Raw genomic sequence first — 22638 nt, 5'->3', positions numbered from 1 at the left:
TAGTGTAACAGTATTGCTCCGCACTCGCTCACCTTAGGATGAATAATTACTCACTTCATATCTCATCTTTTAGGTAAGGAGTACGAATTTTAGTTTAAATCAGCTTATTCAGCAGAATCATGATTCTTTAATTTATTTAATTTATCAGTTGCAGTTTTCTTTAGCTCATCAAACTTTGCTGTTGCTTGAGTTTTCAACTCATCAAATTTTGTAGCAGCCTCTTCCTTTAATTCTGCAGCTTTGGCTTTAGCATCATCAAGTTTATGTGCCGCTTCAGTACGTAAGTGATCAAATTTATCTTGCAGACTATGCTGAGCATCCTCAAGTTTGCCTTTTAAATCACTGGCTTTATCTTCAACAGCGTCTTTGCCGGCAGCCTCTTTCTCTTTTATATTTTCCTTTAAATCGTCTAAAGCTTTTTCGCCTTGTACTTTTGCATCAGCTGCTTTCGCCTTTAATTGGTCTACTTTATCTTCAATTGCTTCTTTACCCGCAGCTTGCTTCTCTTTTACATTTTCCTTTAAATCATCCAAAGCTTTTTCGCCTTGTACTTTTACATCTGCCGCTTTTGCCTTTAAATCATCTAATTTATTTTCAGTAGTCATCGTTGTTATCCTCATAGTTAATTAAAAAATTACCTGAATAAGTTATTAGTTATACATCGTTATGGCTTATTTTCTGACCGTAACTGCAATTTGAAACAAAGACAATACAGGAAGATTCAAATATTTTTCGATTTGTTTATCTGTTCTAAAGAGAAACCACCTCTAGCCAAAATCCATTTTAATAGAAATCGCTTATGCCAAGCCGAAGATTATTAATCTTTGCTTATCTCCCTGCATCAGTTAAAATCTTCCACCTTATAAATACGAATGAGAGAATGAAATCCGTGCGTAAAATTTTAGTCACTAATGCCCTCCCTTATGCTAATGGTCCAATTCATATGGGTCATTTACTCGGTTACATCCAGGCAGATATCTGGGTTCGTGCCATGCGAGCAATGGGTCATGATGTGACTTATGTATGTGCGGATGATGCTCACGGTACAGCAATTATGCTACGTGCCGAAGCAAATGGTATTAGCCCAGAAGAGCAAATTGCGAATGTTCAAAAAGAACATATCCGTGATTTTGACGGTTTTGGCGTACATTTCGATCATTACGATTCAACGCATAGCGATGCAAACAAAGCACGTTCAACAGATATTTATATTAAAAACCGTGAAGCTGGAAATATCGCAGTCCGTCCTGTAACTCAATTATTTGATCCAGAAAAAGGGATGTTCTTGTCTGACCGTTTCATTAAAGGTACATGCCCAAAATGTAAATCAGAAGATCAATACGGCGACTCATGTGAGGTGTGCGGTACAACTTACAATGCAACCGAGTTACTTAACCCGCGTTCGACTTTAAGTGGTGCAACACCAGTTGAAAAATCATCAGATCACTATTTCTTCAAGCTTCCAAACTTCTCTGAATATTTACAAAAATGGACGCGTGATGAAGGACGTTTACCTCTTTCAATTGCGAACAAGTTAGATGAATGGTTTGAAGCAGGTTTAGCAGACTGGGATATTTCTCGTGATGCACCATATTTTGGTTTCGAAATTCCAGATGCACCAAATAAATACTTCTATGTTTGGGTAGATGCTCCAATCGGTTATATGTCTAGTTTTGAAAACTATATCAAAGCTAAACGTCCAGATTTAAACTTTGATGATTTCTGGAAAAAAGATAGCCAAAATGATGTTTATCATTTTATTGGTAAAGATATTGTTTACTTCCATGCTTTATTCTGGCCAGCAATGCTTGAAGGTGCAAACTATCGCACCCCAACAGGCTTGTTTGTAAACGGTTTCTTGACTGTAAATGGGCAAAAAATGTCTAAGTCACGTGGTACTTTCATTAAGGCCGAGACGTATTTACAGCATTTAAACCCAGAATATTTACGCTACTACTTTGCGTCTAAACTTTCAGATAAAGTTGAAGACTCTGACTTAAATCTTGATGATTTTGTTCAAAAAGTAAATTCGGATTTGGTTGGTAAAGTCGTTAATATTGCTAGCCGTTGTGCGAAATTCATCAACAGCAGCTTTAACAATACTTTATCTGCTCAATGTGCAGAATCTGAGCTGGTACAAAGTTTTATTGATGCAGGTGATTCAATCGCTGCTGCATATGAAGCACGTGAATTCTCTACGGCGATCCGTGAAATCATGGCGCTAGCTGACCGTGCAAATCAATATATTGATGAGAAAAAGCCTTGGGCTCTTGCTAAACAAGAAGGTCAAGAGCAACAAGTTCTTGATGTATGTTCTGTGGGTATCAACTTATTCCGTCAACTAGCGGTGTACTTGGCTCCAGTTCTACCAACTTTAGCTCAGCAAGTTCAAGATTTCTTAAAACTTGAAAGCTTCGATTTCGAGTCACGCAAACAAATTCTTGTAAGCCATGAGATTGCGCAGTTCCAACCGCTTATGCAGCGTGTTGATCCAAAAGCGGTTGCAGCTATGGTTGATGCTTCTAAAGAATCTTTAGGTGCTCCTGCTCCAGAAGCAACTAAAGCAACGGCGAACAAGGACAAAGCTACCGAGAAAAAAGCTGCCCCTGCTCCAGCAGTGGGTGAAGCTGAAATTATCGGTATCGAAGACTTCTTAAAGGTTGATTTACGTGTTGCTCAGGTCATTGAAGCAGGTACAGTTGAAGGTTCAGATAAGTTGCTTCAACTGACGTTAGACGTTGGTGAAGCTGAACCACGTAATGTATTTAGTGGTATTCGTAGCCAATACGCGCCAGAAGACCTAAAAGGTAAATTGGTTGTTATGGTGGCGAACCTTGCACCACGTAAAATGCGTTTTGGTGTTTCAAACGGAATGGTACTTGCTGCCGGAAATGGTGAAGGTATTTTCATTATTTCTCCAGACAGCGGTGCAAAACCAGGCGATAAAGTTTCTTAATCTACTTTCAAAAAAAGCTCCCTAAATTGGGAGCTTTTTTATTTTTAAGGGCTTTGAATAGGTTTAAAAGAGGCTTACTAAATTAGGACCACGGCCACCCTTCGCAAGGGTTATTAAATAAAAGGTGTATATTTCCTAACTCTTCATTTGTTAAATAGCCATTCTTATTTTCATCTAAATAATGAAATAGCTCTGTTTGTTTATTTTCCCCTTGAAACCGTTTATCTCTCGGCCAGTTATAAGGATAAAAATCTTGTACCCGCTGAAATTCTTTTAGGCTATACATGCCATCATGATTTAAATCATATTTTTTCTGAAAAAGCTCCCAATCTAAAGAAGCGGGCTCACATGCATTTACCATATTCAAAATACAGTAAGTTGCACATCCAGCAAGTAACTTAATAGTTAGATTGCTCATGATTATTCACTTGTATATCGGAAATTTTATAGTCCTTTTCGTGAACTGGAGAACCAGCAATACTCATGGCCCGCTCATTTGCCGGTTGTTGTTTACTCGTCGTTCTCATCTCACATCCTGTAGTTAAGATGAGAAAAACTACAGAAATGCTCACCATTAGTTTTTTCATAACGTGATCCTCATTTCTTTTTGTTTTATTTATTAAGTTACCACTTTTAAAGTATTTAAGTGCTAAAAAAGATATTTCAATTTGTATATATTTTACGCAAAAATAAAGCCAGACTATAAATAGCTGGCTTTGGATTTTGTAGATATTTTAATTAAAGAATAATCATTTGAAGAAAATTAATTTTAAACCCAATAAAGTCACAATACTTCCAGCAACTCGATCCACCCCTGTTTTTGCTTTCAGATACATTTTTCGAGGCTTCTCTGAAGATAACAGCATCGCAACACATGAATACCAACCAGCATCAATCATAAAACAAATCACTGGCAATGCGACATAGTAATAATTTGGGATTTCTTTTGGCAACAAAGCAGTAAACACACTTGCTAGTACGACTGCGATTTTTGGATTACTTAACTGCGTAATAAGGCCATAACGATATGCTTGTTTATAGGTCATTCTTGATTTGCCATCATTCTCCATGGCAATTGGTTCTTTGGCATGTTTAATAATTTTAAAAGCCAGCCAAAGCAAATATAGCCCACCGCCAATTTTTAAAATTAAATAAGCAGAAGGCACTGCTAATAAAACTGCTTGCAATCCCATAACAGCTAATAGACCAAAAAGTGCTGCACCTGTCCCTGTTCCCAATGCTGTAAACAAACCGTGTTTACGTGATTTAGAAATTGAATTTTGTGCCACATAAATAAAGCTTGGCCCAGGACTTATTGCTCCAAGCATCAATGCCATCGCAATTGAAAAAAGAGGAATAAGGGACTCAAACATTGTATTGACCTAGCATCATGCAATTGCGCGGTATTCTAACAGCTTTTTATGACACATATAAAAATGGCGAAGATATAAATGATGAAAATTGAATTTTCATGTTTTTACAATTTAGATCTTCACAACGGACAAAAGTGTCCGTTAAATATATAACCTTTAGAACTCCCCAAACCGATGACATGAGTAAACGTCAAAAAATTGCAGCCCATAATCGGGATGAATTACTCAATGCAGCCGAAGAATGTTTTCGTATTCATGGCATTAATGTCCCTTTACAAGTTGTGATTGACCACGCTGGTGTAGGCAGAGCGACGTTCTATCGTAATTTTTGTGATCGAAAAGCTTTAATTGGTGCGCTTTTAGAACGTGCGATTACACAGCTAGAGCAAAAAGCTGCTCATTTTCAACAATTCGAGGATGGTTTATTTCGTTTAATTGAGGGACATATTGCACAACTTCCTAAACTTGCAATTTTGCAAGATTTTTGGAGAGTAATTGATCGACAAGATCCAATTATGTTAAAAATTTATGAACGGCGAAATAATGCACTTAACCCACTGATTGAAAATGCGATAGAACAAAAACTGTGCCGAGCTGATTTCACTGCCAATGACTATGCAATGGTCACTGCAATGTTAGGTTCTTCATTTCAAGGACATGAGCCAGAAGAACAGACTCGCTTAGCAAAACGAGCAATTGAATTACTATTTCATGGTATTCAAATACAAAAAATTCGAGGGATAGAATGAGTAAAACGCCTCGTTATTTGGAAACACCACCCGACTGGACGCCAGAAGAGCAACCGACTCTACCTGGTTCACCAGCAGCTATTGCTCACTCTGTACCTAAACGATTTATTTACTTTTTTATTGGTTTATTTATCGCTCTTTCGGCAAGCTTAAGTAATGGTTTTATTACGGCAAATTTACCTTTAATTCAAGGTGAGTATGGACTAACCCCTTCCGAAGCTGCTTGGCTACCTGCTGCATATGTCATGGCAAATGTCAGCTCAAACTTAATTTTATTTAAGGCCCGTCAACAGTATGGCTTGAGAGTATTTTCAGAAATAGGACTTGTAATTTTTATTGCGGTTCTTGTTTTGCATATTTTGTACATACCTATGAAATGGCCCTATTTGCGCGGGTTGTAGCTGGTTTAGCTGGTGCGCCATTAAGCTCTTTAGGTATGTATTACACCATGCAAGCTTTTAAAAAAGCAGACATGGCAAAAGGTATATATATTGCCTTTGGTTTTCAGCAGTTAGGTGTTCCCCTCGCCTGGATTATTTCTCCATTTCTTGTAAATACAGACAGTTGGTCTGTTCTTTACACCTTTGAACTCGGCTTAGCGCTTTGTTGTTTAGCAATGGTGGTTTCTTTGAAATTACCACGTAGCTTACGAATCTATGTTTTCGAAAAACAGGATTTCTTCACCTTTGCTTTACTGGCGCCAGGTTTTGCATGTCTATGTATTGTGCTGACACAAGGCCCAATCTTGTGGTGGTTTAACAGTGAATGGCTTGCTTATGTATTAATTGCAGGTTTTAGCTTAGTTGTTTTAGGTTTGCTCTATGAACATTATCGTGCCAATCCATTAATTATGACACGTTGGTTAGGCGCCTCCTCAACCCTACGCTTTATCTTTGGTGCTTTTGCCATTCGTCTTTTAATGTCAGAACAAAGCTATGCAGCCGTTAACTTCCTAAAAACTATGGGAATGGGTCCAGACCAATTTGTTCCACTCTATGTGGTCATATTGGTGGGGATTTTAAGCGGAACTCTATTTAGTGCGCTTACTTTCTCGCGTGAACGAATTATTTTTCACTTACTTTTTGCAGAGTTTTTGATTCTCATTGCCTGTGGATTAGATTATCACCTTACGAGCGATGTACGGCCTTCAAACTTCTTTGCAAGCCAGTTTTTAGTAGGCTTTGCCGGCGGCCTGTTTATCGGTCCTTTACTTCTAATTGGATTTGCACAAACTTTGGCTAAAGGTCCTTCGTATGTAGTGACTTTTATTGTCTTATTCTCTGCAACCCAAACATTTGGTGGCCTTGTTGGCTCATCTTTTTTCTCGACCTATCAACAACATCGTACACAAAACTATCAAGTCGAGATTATTAAAGATTTGGAACAAGCCGACCCATTAGTTGCTCAAAGGCTCTCTACCTATCAACGTAGTGCAGCCATCACAACAAATGACCCCGCATTACAAACAGCTCAGTCTATGCGCTCACTTAATCAAGTGGTTACTCGTGAAGCTCAGGTCCGTGCCTACAATGATGTGATTGCATTAAACGGTATTTTTGCCGTCGCCTTACTCTTATGGGGCGGATTTAATATTGCACGTAGTAAATACCTACAACGCAGAGGAATTAGCCGCCCTTAACGGCTTTTGTTATTGATGAAATAGAAATTGAGATTGATATATGTCAGATGATCAAAATAAACCGGAACAAACACCTGCTCAAACATCTAATAATGAGCCAACGCCTGCACCTGCACCTGCACCTGCACCTGCACCTGCACCTGCAAGTAAACTGATTCCGACAAAACGCTCAACCCTATTATGGATGTTGGGTGTGCTTATTATCGGTATTTTAGTGATTTTGTGGGCATGGAGAATTGGGCCTTTTGCCACAAGTGTGCAGCAAACTGACAATAGTTATGTTAAAGGTAAAACTACCATTTTATCCTCGCAAATTAATGGCTATGTTAAAGATGTATTGGTAAAAGACTTTGACCATGTTAAAAAGGGTCAAGTATTAATGCATATTGATGCCACCACTTATGACCAAAAAGTAGCACAAGCGGCTTCGGGGGTAGAACAGGCCAAAAATACTTTAGCCAATCAAACTCAGTCAATTGCTCAAAAACAAGCAGATATTGTGGCTGCGCAGGCTAAAGTAGAACAAGTTAGGGCTCAATATGAACTCTCTTTAGCACAGCTTAGACGCTATCAACAGCTAGGGAATAGTGGAGCAGCTTCTAAATCTGAGCAAGATAAAGCCGCTGCTGATGCCGAGAATAATCTTGCAGCACTTAAACAGGCAGAGGCTAATGTTCTAGTTGCCAAAGAAGCACTTAAAACAGCTCAAGTCGCAGAAGCTGGCTTAGAAGCACAAGTTTCCAGTGCTAAAGCACAGTTAGATCAAGCACAAACCACCAAAGACTATAGTGTTATTGTTGCTCCAATGGATGGACAACTTGGTGAAGTAAACCCTCGCGTTGGGCAATATGTGGCCGCAGGATCACAGTTACTCTATCTGATTCCACAGCAAACTTGGGTGATTGCCAACTTTAAAGAAACCCAAATTGCCAACATGCGAATTGGACAAAAAGCGTGGTTTACAGTCGATGCAATGAAACATAAAAAATTTACAGGTCATGTTGAACAAATCTCTCCAGCCGCGGGTTCCGAGTTCAGTGTACTAAAACCGGATAATGCGACAGGAAACTTTACCAAAGTCGTTCAACGGATTGCCGTGCGTATTACCATTGACCCAAATCAGGAAGGAATAGAACACTTACGCCCTGGTATGTCAGTGATTACTTCTGTCGACACAAGCTCTTAATCAGCTTTTTAAAAACCTCTTTAAAAAGCTACAATGTGATCAATCATTATTTTTCTCAATTTCTAATGTTTGATCACATTGCCCAACCTATCTCCTATCAGCACATTGAACTATCCTTTCTTGTTCATCTCGACATTAAACGTTTAGATTTAGTTCATCCTCAAATTTCGGGTAATAAGTTTTTCAAATTAAAATACAATTTGCTTGCTGCAAAAGAACAAGGTTTATCAAGCATTTTGACTTTTGGTGGGGCTTACTCAAATCATATTGCTGCAACAGCTTATGCAGCTCATCTTTTTGGTTTAAAAAGTATAGGAATTATTCGTGGTGAAGAGTTAGCTGACAAACCTCTGAATCCAACCCTAGCAAAAGCTCAAAGTTTAGGAATGCATCTACATTTTGTCTCCCGCAATGAATATCGCTTGAGAGATGAAGTAAAATATCTTCAACAATTACAACGCCAATTTCCACAGACCTATATTATTCCTGAAGGCGGCACCAATGAATTGGCAGTTCAAGGTTGTCAGGAAATTCTAAGTCAAAGCGATTTGCAAAACTATGATGTAATTTGCTGTGCAGTAGGAACTGGTGGAACGATTTCGGGTCTTATTGAAAGGAGTTCAGCCGATCAGAAAGTCTTAGGATTTTCAGCATTAAAAGGCGACTTTCTACAACAAGATATTCAGCAATGGACCAAAAAACAGAATTGGTCGCTGACAGATTCATACTGCTGTGGCGGATATGCGAAAACTTCACCTGAGTTATTGGCATTTATAGAAAATTTTGAAGAGCAACATACCGTACCACTTGAACCGATCTATACGGGAAAGATGATGTTCGGTCTGTTTGATCTTATAAAGAATAATTACTTTCCTGAAGGAACTCGCATTCTGGCAATTCATTCTGGTGGTTTACAGGCAGATATAAGAAATAAATCACATTAATAACTGACTATCTTTTAGGTCGTATTGTTCACTACCGTGATAAATGTCTTTAGCATGAATAAAGCTCGGCATGGTAGTATATGCCCCTTTTTAAATTTTCACGATTAATCGAGAATCTCTTATGTCTAACAGTCATGTTGATGTCATTGTCTTAGGTGCAGGTGCTTCTGGACTCATGTTGGCTGCACATGCTGCTAAACGCGGACGCTCGGTTTTAATTTTAGAAAAAGCTAATAAAATTGGTAAAAAGATTTTAATGTCAGGTGGAGGTAAGTGTAACTTTACCAACCTATATGTAGAGCCTGACAACTATATTTCTCATAATCCACACTTCGTCATTTCTGCTCTATCACGTTATAGCAATTGGGACTTTATTGGATTGGTATGTGATTATGGCATTGCCTATGAAGAACGAAAACATGGGCAATTATTTACACTAAACGGTGCTAAAGAAATTTTAGAAATGTTGGTGAGTGAATGCAATAAAACCAACAATGTCGAGATCCAAACCCATTGTGAAGTTGGAGAGATTGTTCCATTAGAACAAGGTGGTTTTTCCGTACATACAAACCAAGGACGTTTTAGCTGTGAGTCATTAGTCGTTGCTACAGGTGGCTTATCTATTCCGACTCTTGGAGGTTCCGGTTTTGGCTATGAACTGTCACAAAAGTTTGGACATCAAGTTTATCCAACTCGTGCAGGTTTAGTCCCGTTTACCTTTTCAGATCATATTAAAGAAGTCACTACACGCCTAAGTGGCAATGCTTTAGATGTGACTCTAAGTAACTCGAAAAATAGTTTTACTGAAGCATTATTGTTTACGCATCGCGGCTTGAGTGGACCAAGTTCCCTACAGCTTTCAAACTATTGGAATACTGGTGAAAGTTTTAAAATTAACTTTTTCCCAAGCCAAGATTTAGCAACTTATTTAAAAGATAAAAAGAAAGCACAACCTAAAGTTCTATTACGCACCCTTCTTAGTGAGTTTACTGCGAAAAGTATTATCCAAGAGCTACAACAACTTATATGGTCAGAGCAGAGCGAAACAGCGATTGGTAATATCAGTGATGTACAGCTAGATCATATTGCCGAACAGTTACACGGCTTTACTGTCAAACCATCAGGTACAGAAGGATATCGTACTGCCGAAGTTACTTTAGGTGGAATTGATACAACCGAAGTATCTTCCAAAACCATGGAAAGTAAAAAGCAAAAAGGATTGTTTTTTATTGGCGAAGTACTTGATGTAACTGGCCATTTAGGAGGCTATAACTTCCAATGGGCTTGGTCTTCCGCTTATGCAGCAGCACAATACGTTTAAATGATGAATAAGCTAATTTGACGCTTTCGAATCATTTGACGATTTTTCAGAATTACGCGTATGAGTTGTTGCCTGTTTTGATGAATTAGATTTGTTAAATACAAACTTATAAGCACTTGCTAAAAAACCTACGGTAATTCCCGCAATGACAATCGGTGCTAAAAAACGACCTGGTTTCTTCATCGTATTTTCCTCACTTATTTCTTTTTATAATGGCCCAAAAAAAGTTCGACCACTCAATATAGAGTGGTCGAACTTATCACAAAAATCAAAGATTTTTTGTACGGTTTATCTGAAAATTAGTTTTACTTACTAAATTTCGTCATTTTCTCCAGTAGATCCAAACGGCTTGTTTACTGGTGGTTCTGTTGGATTTACTTGTGCAGAATCAGCAGGTTTCGCATCAGATGAAACTGTTGACGGTGACGTTGTAGTCGTTGGTGCAACTGTAGATATTGACGAACTAGTAGTCGCAGATGGACTAGCCGTAGTAGAAGGTGGTTGGTACAGAGGATTTGGTTCATTCGCTTCTTTTTTAGCTTTATCTAACAAATCACTCAACAGTCTTTCTGCTGGTTGGCGACCACCTAAACCAAATGCAAGAGCGAAAGCAACTGCAACTGCGCCTAGAGTCAAACCAAATGCAAGATTAACGATTGAATCTGCAATACCCATCGCTCTTAAACCAAGTGCAAGTACGAGACCAATAATTAACACACGAACTAAACTACCTAACCAACGCGAGCTATTATATTCGCCACGTTGAACCACGTTCGCCACAACATTGGCAAGCCAGAAACCAATAACCAAGATTACAGCGCCCAATAGAATGTTTGCACCGAAATGGATAAACATTGCAATTAGACCACTAATTTGATCGAAACCAAGACGATCCGCAGCTTCAGAAACTGCAAATAGCATAGTAAAGAATACAATTAGCCAGCCAACTGCATTAGAAACTTTAGTTTGACCTAAAAAGCGTTGTACATCTAACTTTGCAGGAATTTCATCAACACCTGTACCTGCAATTAATTCAGCAACTAAGCGGCCAACAAAACGAGAAACAATATAAGCAACCAGTAGAATTAAACCAGCAGCAATAATGTTTGGAATCGCCTGCAAGATTTCATTAAGCATTGCTGTTGCTGGCTGAGAAATTGTCTCAATGCCTAAAGCTTCAAACGCTACAATCAATGTTGTAATAATGATGATTGCGAAAACAAATGAACCTAAGAATTTGCCTACATTAGAGCTTTTGAAAAGACCAATTTTTTCAGCTTGAGCCTGAACACCTAAGCTATTTACTAAACCTTCAACAATACCGCGTACAATTTTTGCCAAGATATAACCAACAAAAACGATAACACCAGCAATAAAGATATTTGGTAAGAATGCTACAGCATCATTTACCATATTTTGAACAGGAATCAGTAAGCCTGTTAATCCTAATATTGAAAGAACAATCGGAAGGAAAAGTAACAATACAAGCCAGTAAAGAATTTCACCAATATTTTGGCTAATTCCACCCACACCCACTTCACTGCTTAACTTATCATCGAGTTGAGTTCGGGATAAAACATTGGTCACACCTGCTCTCACCAGTCGAGCAACGATCCAACCAATAAAACCCACCACAACAGCAGCAATAATATTTGGAATATAGACGAGTACCTGATTCACCATATTGCTGAACGGGCCACTTACTCCACTAATGTTAAGTACATTGAGAGCTGCAACAACAGCTAAGATTAAAATAAACCAGAATACAAGCTTTGAAATAAGGCCTTCTATATTGGGAGTACGCCCAGTTGCTGAAGATAATTTTGCATTAGTATTTACTTTTTGCAGAAGTTTTTTAACTCCTGCCGCAACTAATAAAGCAATTATCCAGCCTACCAGTAAGATGACGATTGCAGCTAAAATAGGATGAAACTGATCCCAGTAATACATCGCATCAAACTGAGCGCCGCGAGGCCCATTAAAAAATTCATTCATATTGTTATGTCCTCAATTGTTATGTTCTTTTCAGTGCCATCAATTATGAAAAACACCATTCGTTGTTAAAAATGACGATAAATGCGGTCTATCTCACCTTATGTTTTGAGTATTTTCTAATCAACATACTTCTGCATAAATACAACAAATTGATGCAAAAGGTTGCAAAAAAAGCCTTCAGGTCACATCCTAAAGGCTTGATATCAAGATATACTGGTTAAATTATTACCTCGTTTTAACCTATATAGGTCTTTAAATTAGAGGCATTTGAAATGACATGTGGCACAGGCTCATGTTGCATAGCTCCTTCTTGTTTAGGTACGTTGCTATGATCAGTAACCATGTAGACGATGAGTGCAATAAGAAAAAGCCCAACAATAATTAAAATATAAACTGGCAATCTTCTTTTTTTCGCAGTTTCTTCAGGACTCGTCACATGAGGTGGTTTTGAAAAATCATGCATCTTCTTTCCCCTCTTCTATTATCATTAACTTATACTCATCATAGCAATTTGCTTTGTTGCATTGTGTGAAAAAGCATTATGCTAAGGTGTCTGCGGTTGCAAAACTCTACTTTTAAAATAATAAAAATAGTATAAAATTTAGGCAATAATATTTAGCCATTTAAAAATAATGACGAGTTATGCTCGAGCTTCTTTAATGTTCTATTTGTAATACAATATGTTTTAGCGCTTACTTTTTATAAAATAGGCTATAATAAGCCCCCTTGTTTTAAAGCTGCTCTATTTTATGATGTATCGTCAGCAAAACGTAACACTTGATCTCGACACTGACGTCACACATCAATGTTATATACATCAGACGAGAGACGAACATCTCATTGGTATTATTGAATTTAATAAACCAAGTTATGAACTCAAATGGGGTGATTTAGAGTATTTTCGTCGCCGTACTGAAGAATTTTCCGTCATGCCATTTCCTGACTGCATTAATGCCATGATTGTTGATATTCGTAATATCAATATTTTTCTAGACAATGATGTTCCGATTTTACCTTGGCGCTTACTAGAAGAAGACTGTCCTGTTCGCTTAGTCGTTCCACAAGATCGTTTGGAACATTATGCAGGTCTTTTTGAGCCAACTTGGCTTTCAACCGATGTAGACAGCGCAATTTCAGAAATTCGCGAATTTATGGATATGTTTGTCCACTAATAAACATATCCATAAAATTAATTATAAAGTTGTTTTCACCGCAATTTATTACCAGTAATTTTCTACCGCAATATTTCCCTCACCTCGACGATTCATCGTTAATTTACGGCGTTTTAAAGCTTCTTTCGTGTCATCCACCATTTGCGGATTACCGCAAAGCATGACATGGCTTGTAGCAGGGTTCAGTTCTATACCAGCAGATTTTTCTAGTTCGCCGTTTTCAATCAGAATCGGTAAACGCTCATGCAATAGCGCAGATGGATCTCTAGTAATAATCGGAATAAATTTAAATCCGTTATGTCCTTCCCCAAAAGTTTCAGCAATCTCTTGAATACGATCAACGTAAGCTAACTCAGCTGCGGTACGGACACTGTAAACCAAATTAATTTTTTGATATTTAGACCATGTATCGAAGTCTTGTAACATTGATAAAAATGGAGCTAATCCTGTACCCGTTGCCAATAACCATAAATCATGTGGTAAAGGTTGTTGATAGCGAGCTAAAGTCAAATAACCATAAGGTATTTTTTCTAAATAAAGCTCGTCTCCGACCTTTAAATGTTGAAGATTTGACGTAAATGCACCGTCTGGTACCACAATCGAAAAAAACTCAAGCGTTTCATCAAATGGTGATGAGACTACCGAATAAGCACGAACAACGAGTTCCTCTCCAACTTTTAGCCCAATACGTGCGAATTGCCCAGCAGTAAATTTAAAATGTGCAGGGCGAGTTATGGTGAAACTAAAAAGAGTTGGAGTCCAGCGGTGTACAGATAAAACTTTTTCTACGCTAAATTTTTCAATTGACATGATTTCAACGTGGCATGAAATAGTGCGCTCATGTTAGCATGACAGCCGAAATAATGAATACTTTTAAACGTTAAGGCTTTTTAAACATGCGCATGACATTACGCCAGTTGGCTGTTTTTGTAGCAGTCGCTCAAGAAGGAACTGTCACCAAAGCCAGCGATGCGGTCAGACTGACGCAAAGTGCAGCAAGTATGGCTTTAGCTGATTTAGAGGATGGCCTTGGTGCTCCTCTCTTTGATCGTTTAGGTAAACGATTACAACTTAATGATTTAGGTCGTTTTCTATTGCCACAAGCCTTAGAGATATTAGGTCGCTGTGAAGCTTTTGAGCAAGCTGCAAAAGGTGAATTGCAAAGTATTGATTTACGTATTGGGGCCACTTTAACGATTAGTGATTACCTCATGCCAGATTTAATGGCAAACTTTTTACAGCATCATCCTAAAGCACATTTGCAATTACAAGTGGGCAATACACGCCAAATGATTGAAGCAGTCAATCAATTTCAACTTGATTTAGCTTTAATTGAGGGATCATGTCATTTACCTCAACTCCAATGTATTCATTGGCGTGATGATGAGCTTGCAGTTTGCTGTGCCCCAAATCACCCGTTAGCACGTTTAAATAGACCTCTAACAGCGCATGATTTTCTTCAAGTCGAATGGATTTTACGTGAAGAAGGCTCAGGGACTCGTGAAGTATTTGATAATGCGATATTGCAAGATCTGCCAGACGCGAATATTCGCTTAACCCTAGGTCACAATGAAGCAATTTTAAAAATCGTTGCTGGTGGTTTAGGTATGTCATGTATTTCTAAACTTGCCATTGAACCTTTAATTGAAAAGGGACAATTAGTAATTTTAGATACACCATTCTGGCAGCTTACGCGTCCGCTTTATATGCTGGTACACCGTCAAAAGTATCAAGGTCCAGGCCTCAAAGCATTCTTACAATTCTGTGAAGATCAGGTTTAAAACCTGATCTTTTCATTGATTAGCGTCGAAAATTTGATAGCAATTCGCTTGTGATCGCTTTATTGTGATCCGCAATTTTATTTTTCTTGGTTTTCGCAGGATTCGGGTCAACACGCTCAATTTTGATCGCTTTAAATTTGCCCTGATTATCTGCAGCAAGAAATCTCACTTTTTCATTTCTTTTCGGTTCGCCCTCTGATGCAGGGAAATCAGAAATATGAAAGAAAATATCACCTTCACTAGTTTCAATAAAACCAAACCCTTTATCAGCGTTATATTGTTTTACCCATCCAGTATAAAACTCTTGCTTCATGATCTTTCCCCTACTTTTCCAATCCAGTTGTTGCAATAAATAAAAAAGAGACTCACGATCCCGTTTTTAAAATTATACGGTTGAATGAAGTCTCTTTTTAATGCTATTTCAAAAAATTAATCTTTTTGTACACTACCAAAAATTTTATCGCCAGCATCACCCAAGCCAGGAACAATATAACCTTGTTCATTTAAGCCATTATCAATAGATGCCGTATAAATTTGTACATCCGGATGAGCTGCTTCAACTTTAGCAACACCTTCAGGAGCAGCAACCAACACCATAACACGGATATCTTTACAACCACTTGCCTTTAACACATCAATAGCAGCAACTAAAGAATTACCTGTTGCCAACATTGGGTCAATAATCATCGCAAGACGATTAGCCACATCTGGAACTAATTTTTTGTAATACGTACGAACTTCTAGTGTTTCTTCATTACGCTCAAGACCTAAAACACTCACCTTTGCGCTTGGAATCAGATTAAGTACACCATCCAACATACCAATTCCGGCACGTAAAATCGGTACAATCGTTATTTTCTTACCAGCAATACGCTGTGTAGTAACAGTTCCAGCCCATCCATCAATTTCACAATCCACAACTGGCAAATCTTTTGTTGCTTCATACGTCAATAACATAGTCACTTCCTGAGCAAGCTCACGGAAGTTCTTAGTACTGATATCAGCACGACGTAACAAACCTAATTTATGACGAATAAGTGGGTGACGAATTTCTTGAATGGCCACAGATGTTACCTAAAAATATAAAAACGTATTTATTATAATCTTTTTTTAACGCTCAATAAAAAAAAGCCTCCAGATTTGGAGGCTTTTTTGTACACCAGAATTACTGTTGTGAAAGCATGAAATGTAATGGAGATAAAATTTCTGCTTTTAATGCCAAATTAATCATTGGATCTGGGTAAACACCCAAAATAATAACTAATGCAGCAGCAGCTAATACCATTAAACCACCCACTTTTTGTCCCCAATGAGCATCTGCATCAATACGAGGAGTTTCTGGTGGTGTCATATACATTACAACCATCACACGTAAGTAATAGTACAAACCGATACCACTACCCACAATAATCATTGCAGCTAAGAACCAGTGTTGAGTTGTTACAGCAGCCATTACCACCAAGAACTTACCAATGAAGCCTGCTGTTAATGGAATACCAGCCAAAGACAACATCATGACTGTTAAAGTTGCTGTAAGTACTGGACGGCGCCAGAACAAACCACGGTAGTCTGCAAGGCTTTGTGCTTCATCTACGTTGTTATATGGGCTAGACATTAATGCTACCGCACCAAAGGCACCGATAGTAGTTAATACATAAGACACCACATATACAGTTACGCTACCCAAGCTCGCATAAGTCATGCTAATTAAAGCAATTAACAAATAACCAAAGTGAGCAATAGATGAATAACCAAGAATACGTTTTAAGTTAACTTGACGAACAGCGAGTAAGTTACCAACTAAAATCGACAATACAGCAATGATCGTCAAAATAGTTACTAACGAGTTCACCATCATTGCGCCTGAAGCAAGCATGTAACGCACGAACAAACCAATTGTTGCAACTTTAGCAGCAGTCGCTAAGAAAGTTGCCATTGGCGCTGGTGCACCTGCATATACATCCGGTGTCCATTTATGGAACGGCGCAAGCGATAATTTAAATGCAACAGCAAAGATAATAAGTGCTAAACCTAATAACACCATTGGCTGTTTGATTGCTTCAAATAATGCCTGTACAGAATCATAGAATGAAAGCGAACCTGTATATGCATAGATATATGCCATACCCATCAACAACATTGCAGAAGCTGTCGCTGAAAGTACAAGGTATTTAATACCCGCTTCAAGTGAGTTACTGCGTTGATAAGTATAAGCAAGTAAGCCATATACAGGAATCGACATTAACTCAAGGCTAATGAAGAACGATGCATAGTGAGAGCTTGCAACCATCAACATTGCACCTGCTACTGAAGCAAGTAACAAAAGATATAACTCTTCGCGGTTGTCTTTATAAGTTTCGATGTAAGCATGAGACAAAGTACAACATGCCAATGCCGCAATCAAAATCATAAATTGATAGAACATGGTAAATGGATCAACCATAAACATGCCCATCACATTTGCCGGTACAAACTTACCGCCAAATACTGCAAATAAAATATAAAGTGCAGCAAGGTTTAAACCGACAACAGAGGCTGTTGCGATTAAATTATGATTACGCTTAATTGAAATTAACAGCATGACGACGATTGTTGTCAAAGCAACAATCATCACCGGAGCTAAAGGCATAAGCGTAGAGAATGATACTGTGAAGTTCATGATTATTGGATCTCCACATGGTCAAGTTGAGTAGCTGTTTGCTGAACAGTTTCAACGACTTCTTGTACTGGCACATAACTATTGACCAACCACTGCATGCTTGAATGAGATACATCCAAGAATGTTTGTGGGTAGATACCAAGCCAAACGAGACCAATCGCACAAATCATCAAAATACCAACTTCACGAGCAGATAAGTCTTTCAATGGACTAGTGTAATGTTGCTTTTGTTCAGGATTTGGTTCACCAAATAAAGCACGGTGAATCAAGATCAAGCCATATAAACCTGCAAATACAAGGCTGATAGAAGCAAGAATCGTGAAGACAGGATATTTATTAAATGAACCCATCAAAATCAGGAATTCACCAATAAAGTTACCTAAACCAGGTACACCTACAAGAGCAGCAACGAAGAACATCAAGAAAAATGGCAAGTACTGAAGCTGGCCACGAAGACCACCCATTAAACGTAAATCACGTGTATGTAAACGTTCGTAGATTTGACCAGACATAATGAACAATGCAGCTGATGACAAACCATGTGCCAACATCATGATCATTAGACCTTGGAAGGTCAAAATGTTACCTGCGTAGATCGCAAGTAAAATAAAGCCCATGTGTGAAATCGACGTATACGCAAGTAAACGTTTCATGTCAGTTTGCTGGTAAGCACACCATGCGCCGTAGAAAATACCAATCAAACCGAAAATAATCGCAATGTCTGCAAACTGTGCAGAAGCTGTCGGGAAGAATGGAATAACGAAACGAAGCAAGCCATACGCAGCTGTTTTAATCAAGATACCCGCTAAGTCCACAGAACCTGCTGTAGGTGCTTGAGCATGCGCATCTGGTAACCAACCGTGTAATGGGAAGACTGGTAACTTCACCGCAAAACCGATGAAGAAACAGATCATGAAACCGTACGCTAAGCCTGCAGGTAAATGGTTAGCTACAGCTAATAAATAGTTGTAATCAAAACCGATCATGCCTGTCATCATGTAGCCATAAACTACAAGACCTAGGATACCGATTAACATCACTAGACCAGCAATCTGCGTGTAAAGGAAGAACTTAGTTGCAGCGTAAACACGTGAACGACCATTTGAACCTTTATGACCCCATAACGCAATCAAGAAGTAGATTGGTACAAGCATCATCTCCCAGAAGAAGAAGAACAAGAACAAGTCAATCGCTAAGAATACACCGATAACGCCACCTAAACTCCATAATAGGTTTAAGTGAAAGAAACCAACGTTCTTTTGAATCTCGCCCCATGAACAACCAACAGCAAGTACACCAAGTAACGCTGTTAATAACACCATGAGTAAAGATAAACCATCCACAGCTAAGTGAATGCCAATACCGAGTGATTGAATCCACGGTAAATAGAACTCAGCAGACCAAGTTGGGATTTTAGAACCCAACTCGTAGCTATAAGTTCCACTTTGCCAAAGTGCAAGACCTAAGCCCAAAGTAATGAGCATACCAATTAAGGCAATCCAGCGTGGCAAAGTTTTGTCGAGCTTATCGACTAACCAACAAATAAAACCGGCAATGAACGGAACAAGGATCAGCGCGGGTAAAATTAAATTGTTTTCCATTTTATTTCCCCACTACCTGAATAACGATCAAGATCATCAATAACACCACTACACCGAGTGACATGCTTGATGCGTATTCACGCAATGAACCTGTTTGACGTGAGCTTGTAAAACTATTTCCGCCTTTCACGAGTGCAGGAAGAACTAACCACAAACCGTCAATCGGATCACGGCCAAAGATTTTGGCGAAGAATAAATAAGGTTTAACAAAAACGATGTCATACAATGCATCAAAACCAAACGCAGTACGGCAAATATGTGCCAAACCTGAACCCAAACTTGTTTGAGCGAATGATTTCACTGCACCATAAGCAAATGTAAATAATGCTATACCAACAACAAGACCAACTAATGCAATACCTACTGCTAAGTGCTCTGCCCCATGCATGCCTTCTACAAATTGTTCAGCGACATGGAATTCAGGGATTTTTGCAGTATTCAGAATACCTGCTACCGGTGCTTTTAATACCGCACCAACAAAAGTAGACAATACAGCTAAAATACCCAATGGAGCCCAATAAGTTGCACCTTTAATTTCATGGTAAGGCGTGTTTTCTTGACCAAAGAATACAACCCAGATTAAACGGAATGTATAGATTGAAGTCAGGAATGCACCTGCTACACCCACCCAATATAAGGTGTGGTATAAAGCAACTGATTGACCTTGTACCCAAACTTCACCAAGAATCGCATCTTTAGAGAAGAAGCCAATAGTCAAGAATGGAATCGCTGCTAATGCACCGCCACCAATCGCGAAACAAGCAAACAGGAATTTGTTACGTTTGAACAAACCACCCATTTTGAAAATGTTTTGCTCGTGGTGATAAGCCAGAATAACCGCACCAGAAGACAAGAATAACAATGCCTTAAAGAATGCGTGAGCCAACATGTGGAACAAGCCAGCTTGATAAGCTTCCGCACCTACAGCCATAAACATATAACCCAACTGACTCATTGTTGAGTAAGCCAAGATACGTTTGATGTCTGTTTGTACAAGTGCAGCAAAACCTGCAACTAACAAAGTTACCGCACCAGTTACTGAAATGAATTGCATCACTTCAGGAGCAAGTTCAAATACGCTGAATAGACGGCAGCATAAGTACACACCAGCCGTTACCATTGTTGCAGCGTGGATTAATGCAGAAACAGGTGTTGGACCTGCCATCGCATCTGCCAACCATGTTTGCAATGGAATTTGAGCAGACTTACCAGCAGCACCCAAGAACAACATTAATGCAGTCCAAATTGTAAGTGACGAACTCTTCGTCATTACTTCAGCTGCGTGTTCAACGATGTATTGAGTATTCAGCGTACCAAATTGTTGGTAAAGCAAGAATAAAGCAATAAGCAAGAATACGTCACCAACGCGGGTCACTGTAAACGCTTTGATCGCTGCCCAACCATTTGCAGGGTTTGCATAATAGAAACCGATCAGCAAGTAAGAGCAAAGACCTACACCTTCCCAACCCAAGAATAACAACGCCAAGTTGTCACCCAATACAAGCACAAGCATGCTTGCAACAAACAGGTTGAAGTAAGAGAAGAAACGCGCATAGCCCTCTTCACCACGCATGTACCATGAAGCAAAGATGTGGATTAAGAAACCAACACCCGTGATCATGCCCATCATGAGTAAAGATAAGCCATCTAAATGTAAGCTAATGCCCGGCGCAAAACCGCCAACATTGAACCATGTCCACAAGTTTTGAACAAAAACTTGTTGACCACTTGTGGTAAATGCCATTCCAGCAATCAGTGCAAATAATGCAGATAAACCTACAGAACCCACGCCAATAACTGCTGCAACGTTTTCAGAGAGTTTGTCTCGTCCCGCCGCCAATAAAATAAAACCGATTAGCGGAAATAATACTGTTAGATATAAATAACTCATCCGCGCATCTCACTAGCAGCATCCACATCCAAATGATGGAAGCGATGATAGAACTGAAGGACAATCGCAAGACCGATACATGCCTCTGCTGCTGCAAGGGTCAAAATCAGGATGAACATCACTTGTCCATCTGGTTGTGCCCATACGCTACCCGCAAGAACAAATGCCAATGCTGCAGCATTCATCATGATTTCAAGGCTCATTAACATAAATAATAGGTTGCGTCGCACCATTACACCGTAAAAACCGAGTGCAAAAAGGATGGTTGCAACAATCAAACCATGTTCTAAAGGAATCTGGCCCATTATTCTTTTTCCTCTTCTGCACCTGGTTCACGTTTACCTAAGTGGTATGCTGCAACAAGGGCTGCTAGCAATAACATCGCGGCAACTTCAACCAATAATAAATAGTGAGTAAAGAGTGCTTGACCAACTACTTTTGGTCCAATCACTTGTGCCCCAAGCGGTGCTGAAATAGTGGTGTATTCACCACCAAGCATCCAAACTAAAAGCAAGCCGAGCAAGAAACTCATGAGTGCTGGATATGCCCAAGCATCTGAAGAAAGCCATTTACGTTCTTGTTCAACGGTGTGTTGACCTAAGTTAAGCATCATCACCACGAAGACAAACAGAACCATAATTGCTCCGGCATAAACGATGATTTCAAGAGCACCTGCAAAAGGCGCCCCCACGATCATGAAAATACCAGCAACAGCAAGCAATGAAACAATTAGACTAAGTAGAGCGTGTACAGGGTTCGTGTTAGTCACTACACGAACCGTAGAAACAATGGCCACGAGTGCCATCAAATAAAACGGCCACATCATGGTAATAGACTCCGTACATCGATTGGTGCACTTTCTTTTTGTGCTTGACCTTTCTCTTTACCGTTAATTGCCATACCCGTTACACGGTAGAAGTTGTAGTCTGGGTATTTGCCTGGACCTGAAATGAGTAAGTTTTCTTTCTCATAAACAAGGTCTTGACGTACATATTCGCCTAACTCGAAGTCTGGTGTGAGCTGAATCGCAGTTGTTGGACAAGCTTCTTCACACATACCGCAGAAAATACAACGCGAGAAGTTGATACGGAAAAACTCTGGGTACCAACGACCATCTTCTGTTTCTGCTTTTTGTAGTGAGATACAGCCAACCGGACATGCAACTGCACATAGGTTACATGCTACGCAACGCTCTTCCCCATCAGGGTCACGCGTTAATACAATACGACCACGAAAGCGTGGCGGCACAATCTGTTCAGCCGGAACTTCTGGATATAAAATCGTGTCACGTTTACGCGTTGCATGGCTAAACACCATGAGTAACGTACGTACAATTGATCCGAATCCAGCTAGAAATTTATACATTTTGTA

General features: G+C 39.2%; 23 protein-coding genes and 1 pseudogene. 8 read left to right on the top strand and 16 right to left on the bottom strand.

Annotation, left to right across the window (positions count from 1 at the left end; genetic code table 11):
• Positions 1–104: 104 nt before the first annotated feature.
• Entirely contained in the window at positions 105–605 is a 501-nt protein-coding gene (locus tag ACXM0J_RS00250) for a hypothetical protein (RefSeq protein ID WP_086266057.1), read from the bottom strand.
• A gap of 284 nt (positions 606–889) precedes the next feature.
• Here ACXM0J_RS00250 and metG point away from each other — a divergent pair, with 284 nt between their 5' ends.
• Entirely contained in the window at positions 890–2956 is a 2067-nt protein-coding gene (metG, locus tag ACXM0J_RS00245) for a methionine--tRNA ligase (RefSeq protein WP_086266085.1), read from the top strand.
• Positions 2957–3038: 82 nt separating this feature from the next.
• On the opposite strand, the gene ACXM0J_RS00240 is transcribed toward metG, so the two are convergent.
• From ACXM0J_RS00240 to ACXM0J_RS00230, 3 genes are all read right to left on the bottom strand, one after another.
• Positions 3039–3374, bottom strand: coding sequence for an EF-hand domain-containing protein (locus tag ACXM0J_RS00240; protein WP_069124182.1), 336 nt, complete (start codon positions 3372–3374; stop codon positions 3039–3041).
• Complete coding sequence (locus tag ACXM0J_RS00235; RefSeq protein ID WP_213034467.1) at positions 3355–3543, bottom strand: NF038215 family lipoprotein; 189 nt, start codon at positions 3541–3543, stop codon at positions 3355–3357. The genes ACXM0J_RS00240 and ACXM0J_RS00235 overlap by 20 nt, the downstream gene beginning before the upstream one ends.
• Positions 3544–3705: 162 nt before the next feature.
• The gene (locus tag ACXM0J_RS00230) at positions 3706–4329 is read right to left on the bottom strand and encodes a LysE family translocator (protein ID WP_069124180.1); all 624 of its coding nucleotides are present in this window, start codon (positions 4327–4329) and stop codon (positions 3706–3708) included.
• 179 nt (positions 4330–4508) lie between these two features.
• Between ACXM0J_RS00230 and ACXM0J_RS00225 the strand changes: the two genes are divergently transcribed.
• The 5 genes and pseudogenes from ACXM0J_RS00225 (at position 4509) to ACXM0J_RS00205 (ending at position 10168) form a co-directional block, all read left to right on the top strand.
• Positions 4509–5078, top strand: a complete 570-nt coding sequence (locus tag ACXM0J_RS00225; RefSeq protein ID WP_086266058.1) for a TetR/AcrR family transcriptional regulator — start codon at positions 4509–4511, stop codon at positions 5076–5078.
• Positions 5075–6717, top strand: a pseudogene (locus ACXM0J_RS00220) (MFS transporter). The gene ACXM0J_RS00225 and the pseudogene ACXM0J_RS00220 overlap by 4 nt, the downstream one beginning before the upstream one ends.
• Positions 6718–6757: 40 nt before the next feature.
• Positions 6758–7903, top strand: coding sequence for an HlyD family secretion protein (locus tag ACXM0J_RS00215; protein ID WP_001278631.1), 1146 nt, complete (start codon positions 6758–6760; stop codon positions 7901–7903).
• A 65-nt stretch (positions 7904–7968) separates the two neighbouring features.
• Positions 7969–8847 (top strand): 1-aminocyclopropane-1-carboxylate deaminase/D-cysteine desulfhydrase, encoded by an 879-nt coding sequence (locus ACXM0J_RS00210; protein WP_086266060.1) that lies wholly within the window; start codon positions 7969–7971, stop codon positions 8845–8847.
• Positions 8848–8968: 121 nt separating this feature from the next.
• Positions 8969–10168, top strand: coding sequence for a BaiN/RdsA family NAD(P)/FAD-dependent oxidoreductase (locus ACXM0J_RS00205; RefSeq protein WP_086266061.1), 1200 nt, complete (start codon positions 8969–8971; stop codon positions 10166–10168).
• A gap of 12 nt (positions 10169–10180) precedes the next feature.
• On the opposite strand, the gene ACXM0J_RS00200 is transcribed toward ACXM0J_RS00205, so the two are convergent.
• The 3 genes from ACXM0J_RS00200 to ACXM0J_RS00190 all read right to left on the bottom strand — a co-directional run bounded on the left by ACXM0J_RS00200 (position 10181) and on the right by ACXM0J_RS00190 (position 12626).
• On the bottom strand, positions 10181–10351 hold the full coding sequence (locus ACXM0J_RS00200; protein WP_002120038.1) for a hypothetical protein: 171 nt from the start codon (positions 10349–10351) through the stop codon (positions 10181–10183).
• Positions 10352–10480: 129 nt separating this feature from the next.
• Positions 10481–12163 carry a mechanosensitive ion channel gene (locus ACXM0J_RS00195; RefSeq protein ID WP_086266062.1) on the bottom strand — a complete coding sequence of 561 codons (1683 nt, stop codon included), beginning with the start codon at positions 12161–12163 and terminating at the stop codon, positions 10481–10483.
• A gap of 235 nt (positions 12164–12398) precedes the next feature.
• Positions 12399–12626, bottom strand: coding sequence for a hypothetical protein (locus tag ACXM0J_RS00190; RefSeq protein WP_086266063.1), 228 nt, complete (start codon positions 12624–12626; stop codon positions 12399–12401).
• Positions 12627–12915: 289 nt separating this feature from the next.
• On the opposite strand from ACXM0J_RS00190, the gene ACXM0J_RS00185 reads away from it, so the two are divergent.
• Positions 12916–13335, top strand: a complete 420-nt coding sequence (locus tag ACXM0J_RS00185) for a hypothetical protein (protein ID WP_014205905.1) — start codon at positions 12916–12918, stop codon at positions 13333–13335.
• Between the two features lie 48 nt (positions 13336–13383).
• On the opposite strand, the gene ACXM0J_RS00180 is transcribed toward ACXM0J_RS00185, so the two are convergent.
• The gene (locus ACXM0J_RS00180) at positions 13384–14145 is read right to left on the bottom strand and encodes a ferredoxin--NADP reductase (RefSeq protein ID WP_086266064.1); all 762 of its coding nucleotides are present in this window, start codon (positions 14143–14145) and stop codon (positions 13384–13386) included.
• An 86-nt stretch (positions 14146–14231) separates the two neighbouring features.
• Here ACXM0J_RS00180 and gigC point away from each other — a divergent pair, with 86 nt between their 5' ends.
• Positions 14232–15116 (top strand): LysR family transcriptional regulator GigC, encoded by an 885-nt coding sequence (gene gigC / locus ACXM0J_RS00175; protein WP_002120024.1) that lies wholly within the window; start codon positions 14232–14234, stop codon positions 15114–15116.
• 19 nt (positions 15117–15135) lie between these two features.
• On the opposite strand, the gene ACXM0J_RS00170 is transcribed toward gigC, so the two are convergent.
• From ACXM0J_RS00170 to nuoI, 8 genes are all read right to left on the bottom strand, one after another.
• A complete protein-coding gene (locus ACXM0J_RS00170; RefSeq protein ID WP_005071069.1) occupies positions 15136–15429 on the bottom strand; it encodes a cold shock domain-containing protein in 294 nt (97 codons plus the stop codon).
• A gap of 116 nt (positions 15430–15545) precedes the next feature.
• A complete protein-coding gene (upp, locus tag ACXM0J_RS00165; RefSeq protein WP_002120045.1) occupies positions 15546–16181 on the bottom strand; it encodes a uracil phosphoribosyltransferase in 636 nt (211 codons plus the stop codon).
• 100 nt (positions 16182–16281) lie between these two features.
• Positions 16282–17775, bottom strand: coding sequence for an NADH-quinone oxidoreductase subunit NuoN (gene nuoN / locus ACXM0J_RS00160; RefSeq protein ID WP_002120035.1), 1494 nt, complete (start codon positions 17773–17775; stop codon positions 16282–16284).
• A 2-nt stretch (positions 17776–17777) separates the two neighbouring features.
• On the bottom strand, positions 17778–19376 hold the full coding sequence (gene nuoM / locus ACXM0J_RS00155) for an NADH-quinone oxidoreductase subunit M (protein ID WP_002120006.1): 1599 nt from the start codon (positions 19374–19376) through the stop codon (positions 17778–17780).
• A gap of 1 nt (position 19377) precedes the next feature.
• The gene (gene nuoL, locus ACXM0J_RS00150) at positions 19378–21267 is read right to left on the bottom strand and encodes an NADH-quinone oxidoreductase subunit L (protein ID WP_002120008.1); all 1890 of its coding nucleotides are present in this window, start codon (positions 21265–21267) and stop codon (positions 19378–19380) included.
• Positions 21264–21572: an NADH-quinone oxidoreductase subunit NuoK gene (gene nuoK, locus ACXM0J_RS00145; protein WP_000529822.1), complete on the bottom strand. Its 309-nt coding sequence runs from the start codon at positions 21570–21572 to the stop codon at positions 21264–21266. Before nuoK ends, nuoL begins: the two co-directional genes overlap by 4 nt.
• The gene (nuoJ, locus tag ACXM0J_RS00140) at positions 21572–22090 is read right to left on the bottom strand and encodes an NADH-quinone oxidoreductase subunit J (RefSeq protein ID WP_014205902.1); all 519 of its coding nucleotides are present in this window, start codon (positions 22088–22090) and stop codon (positions 21572–21574) included. The genes nuoK and nuoJ overlap by 1 nt, the downstream gene beginning before the upstream one ends.
• Entirely contained in the window at positions 22090–22632 is a 543-nt protein-coding gene (gene nuoI, locus ACXM0J_RS00135) for an NADH-quinone oxidoreductase subunit NuoI (RefSeq protein WP_002120012.1), read from the bottom strand. The genes nuoJ and nuoI overlap by 1 nt, the downstream gene beginning before the upstream one ends.
• Positions 22633–22638 lie beyond the last annotated feature (6 nt).

It is taken from the genome of Acinetobacter sp. GRABPA_MV_2 (assembly GCF_056725885.1).
This window is presented reverse-complemented; position numbering and strand designations above follow the sequence as displayed.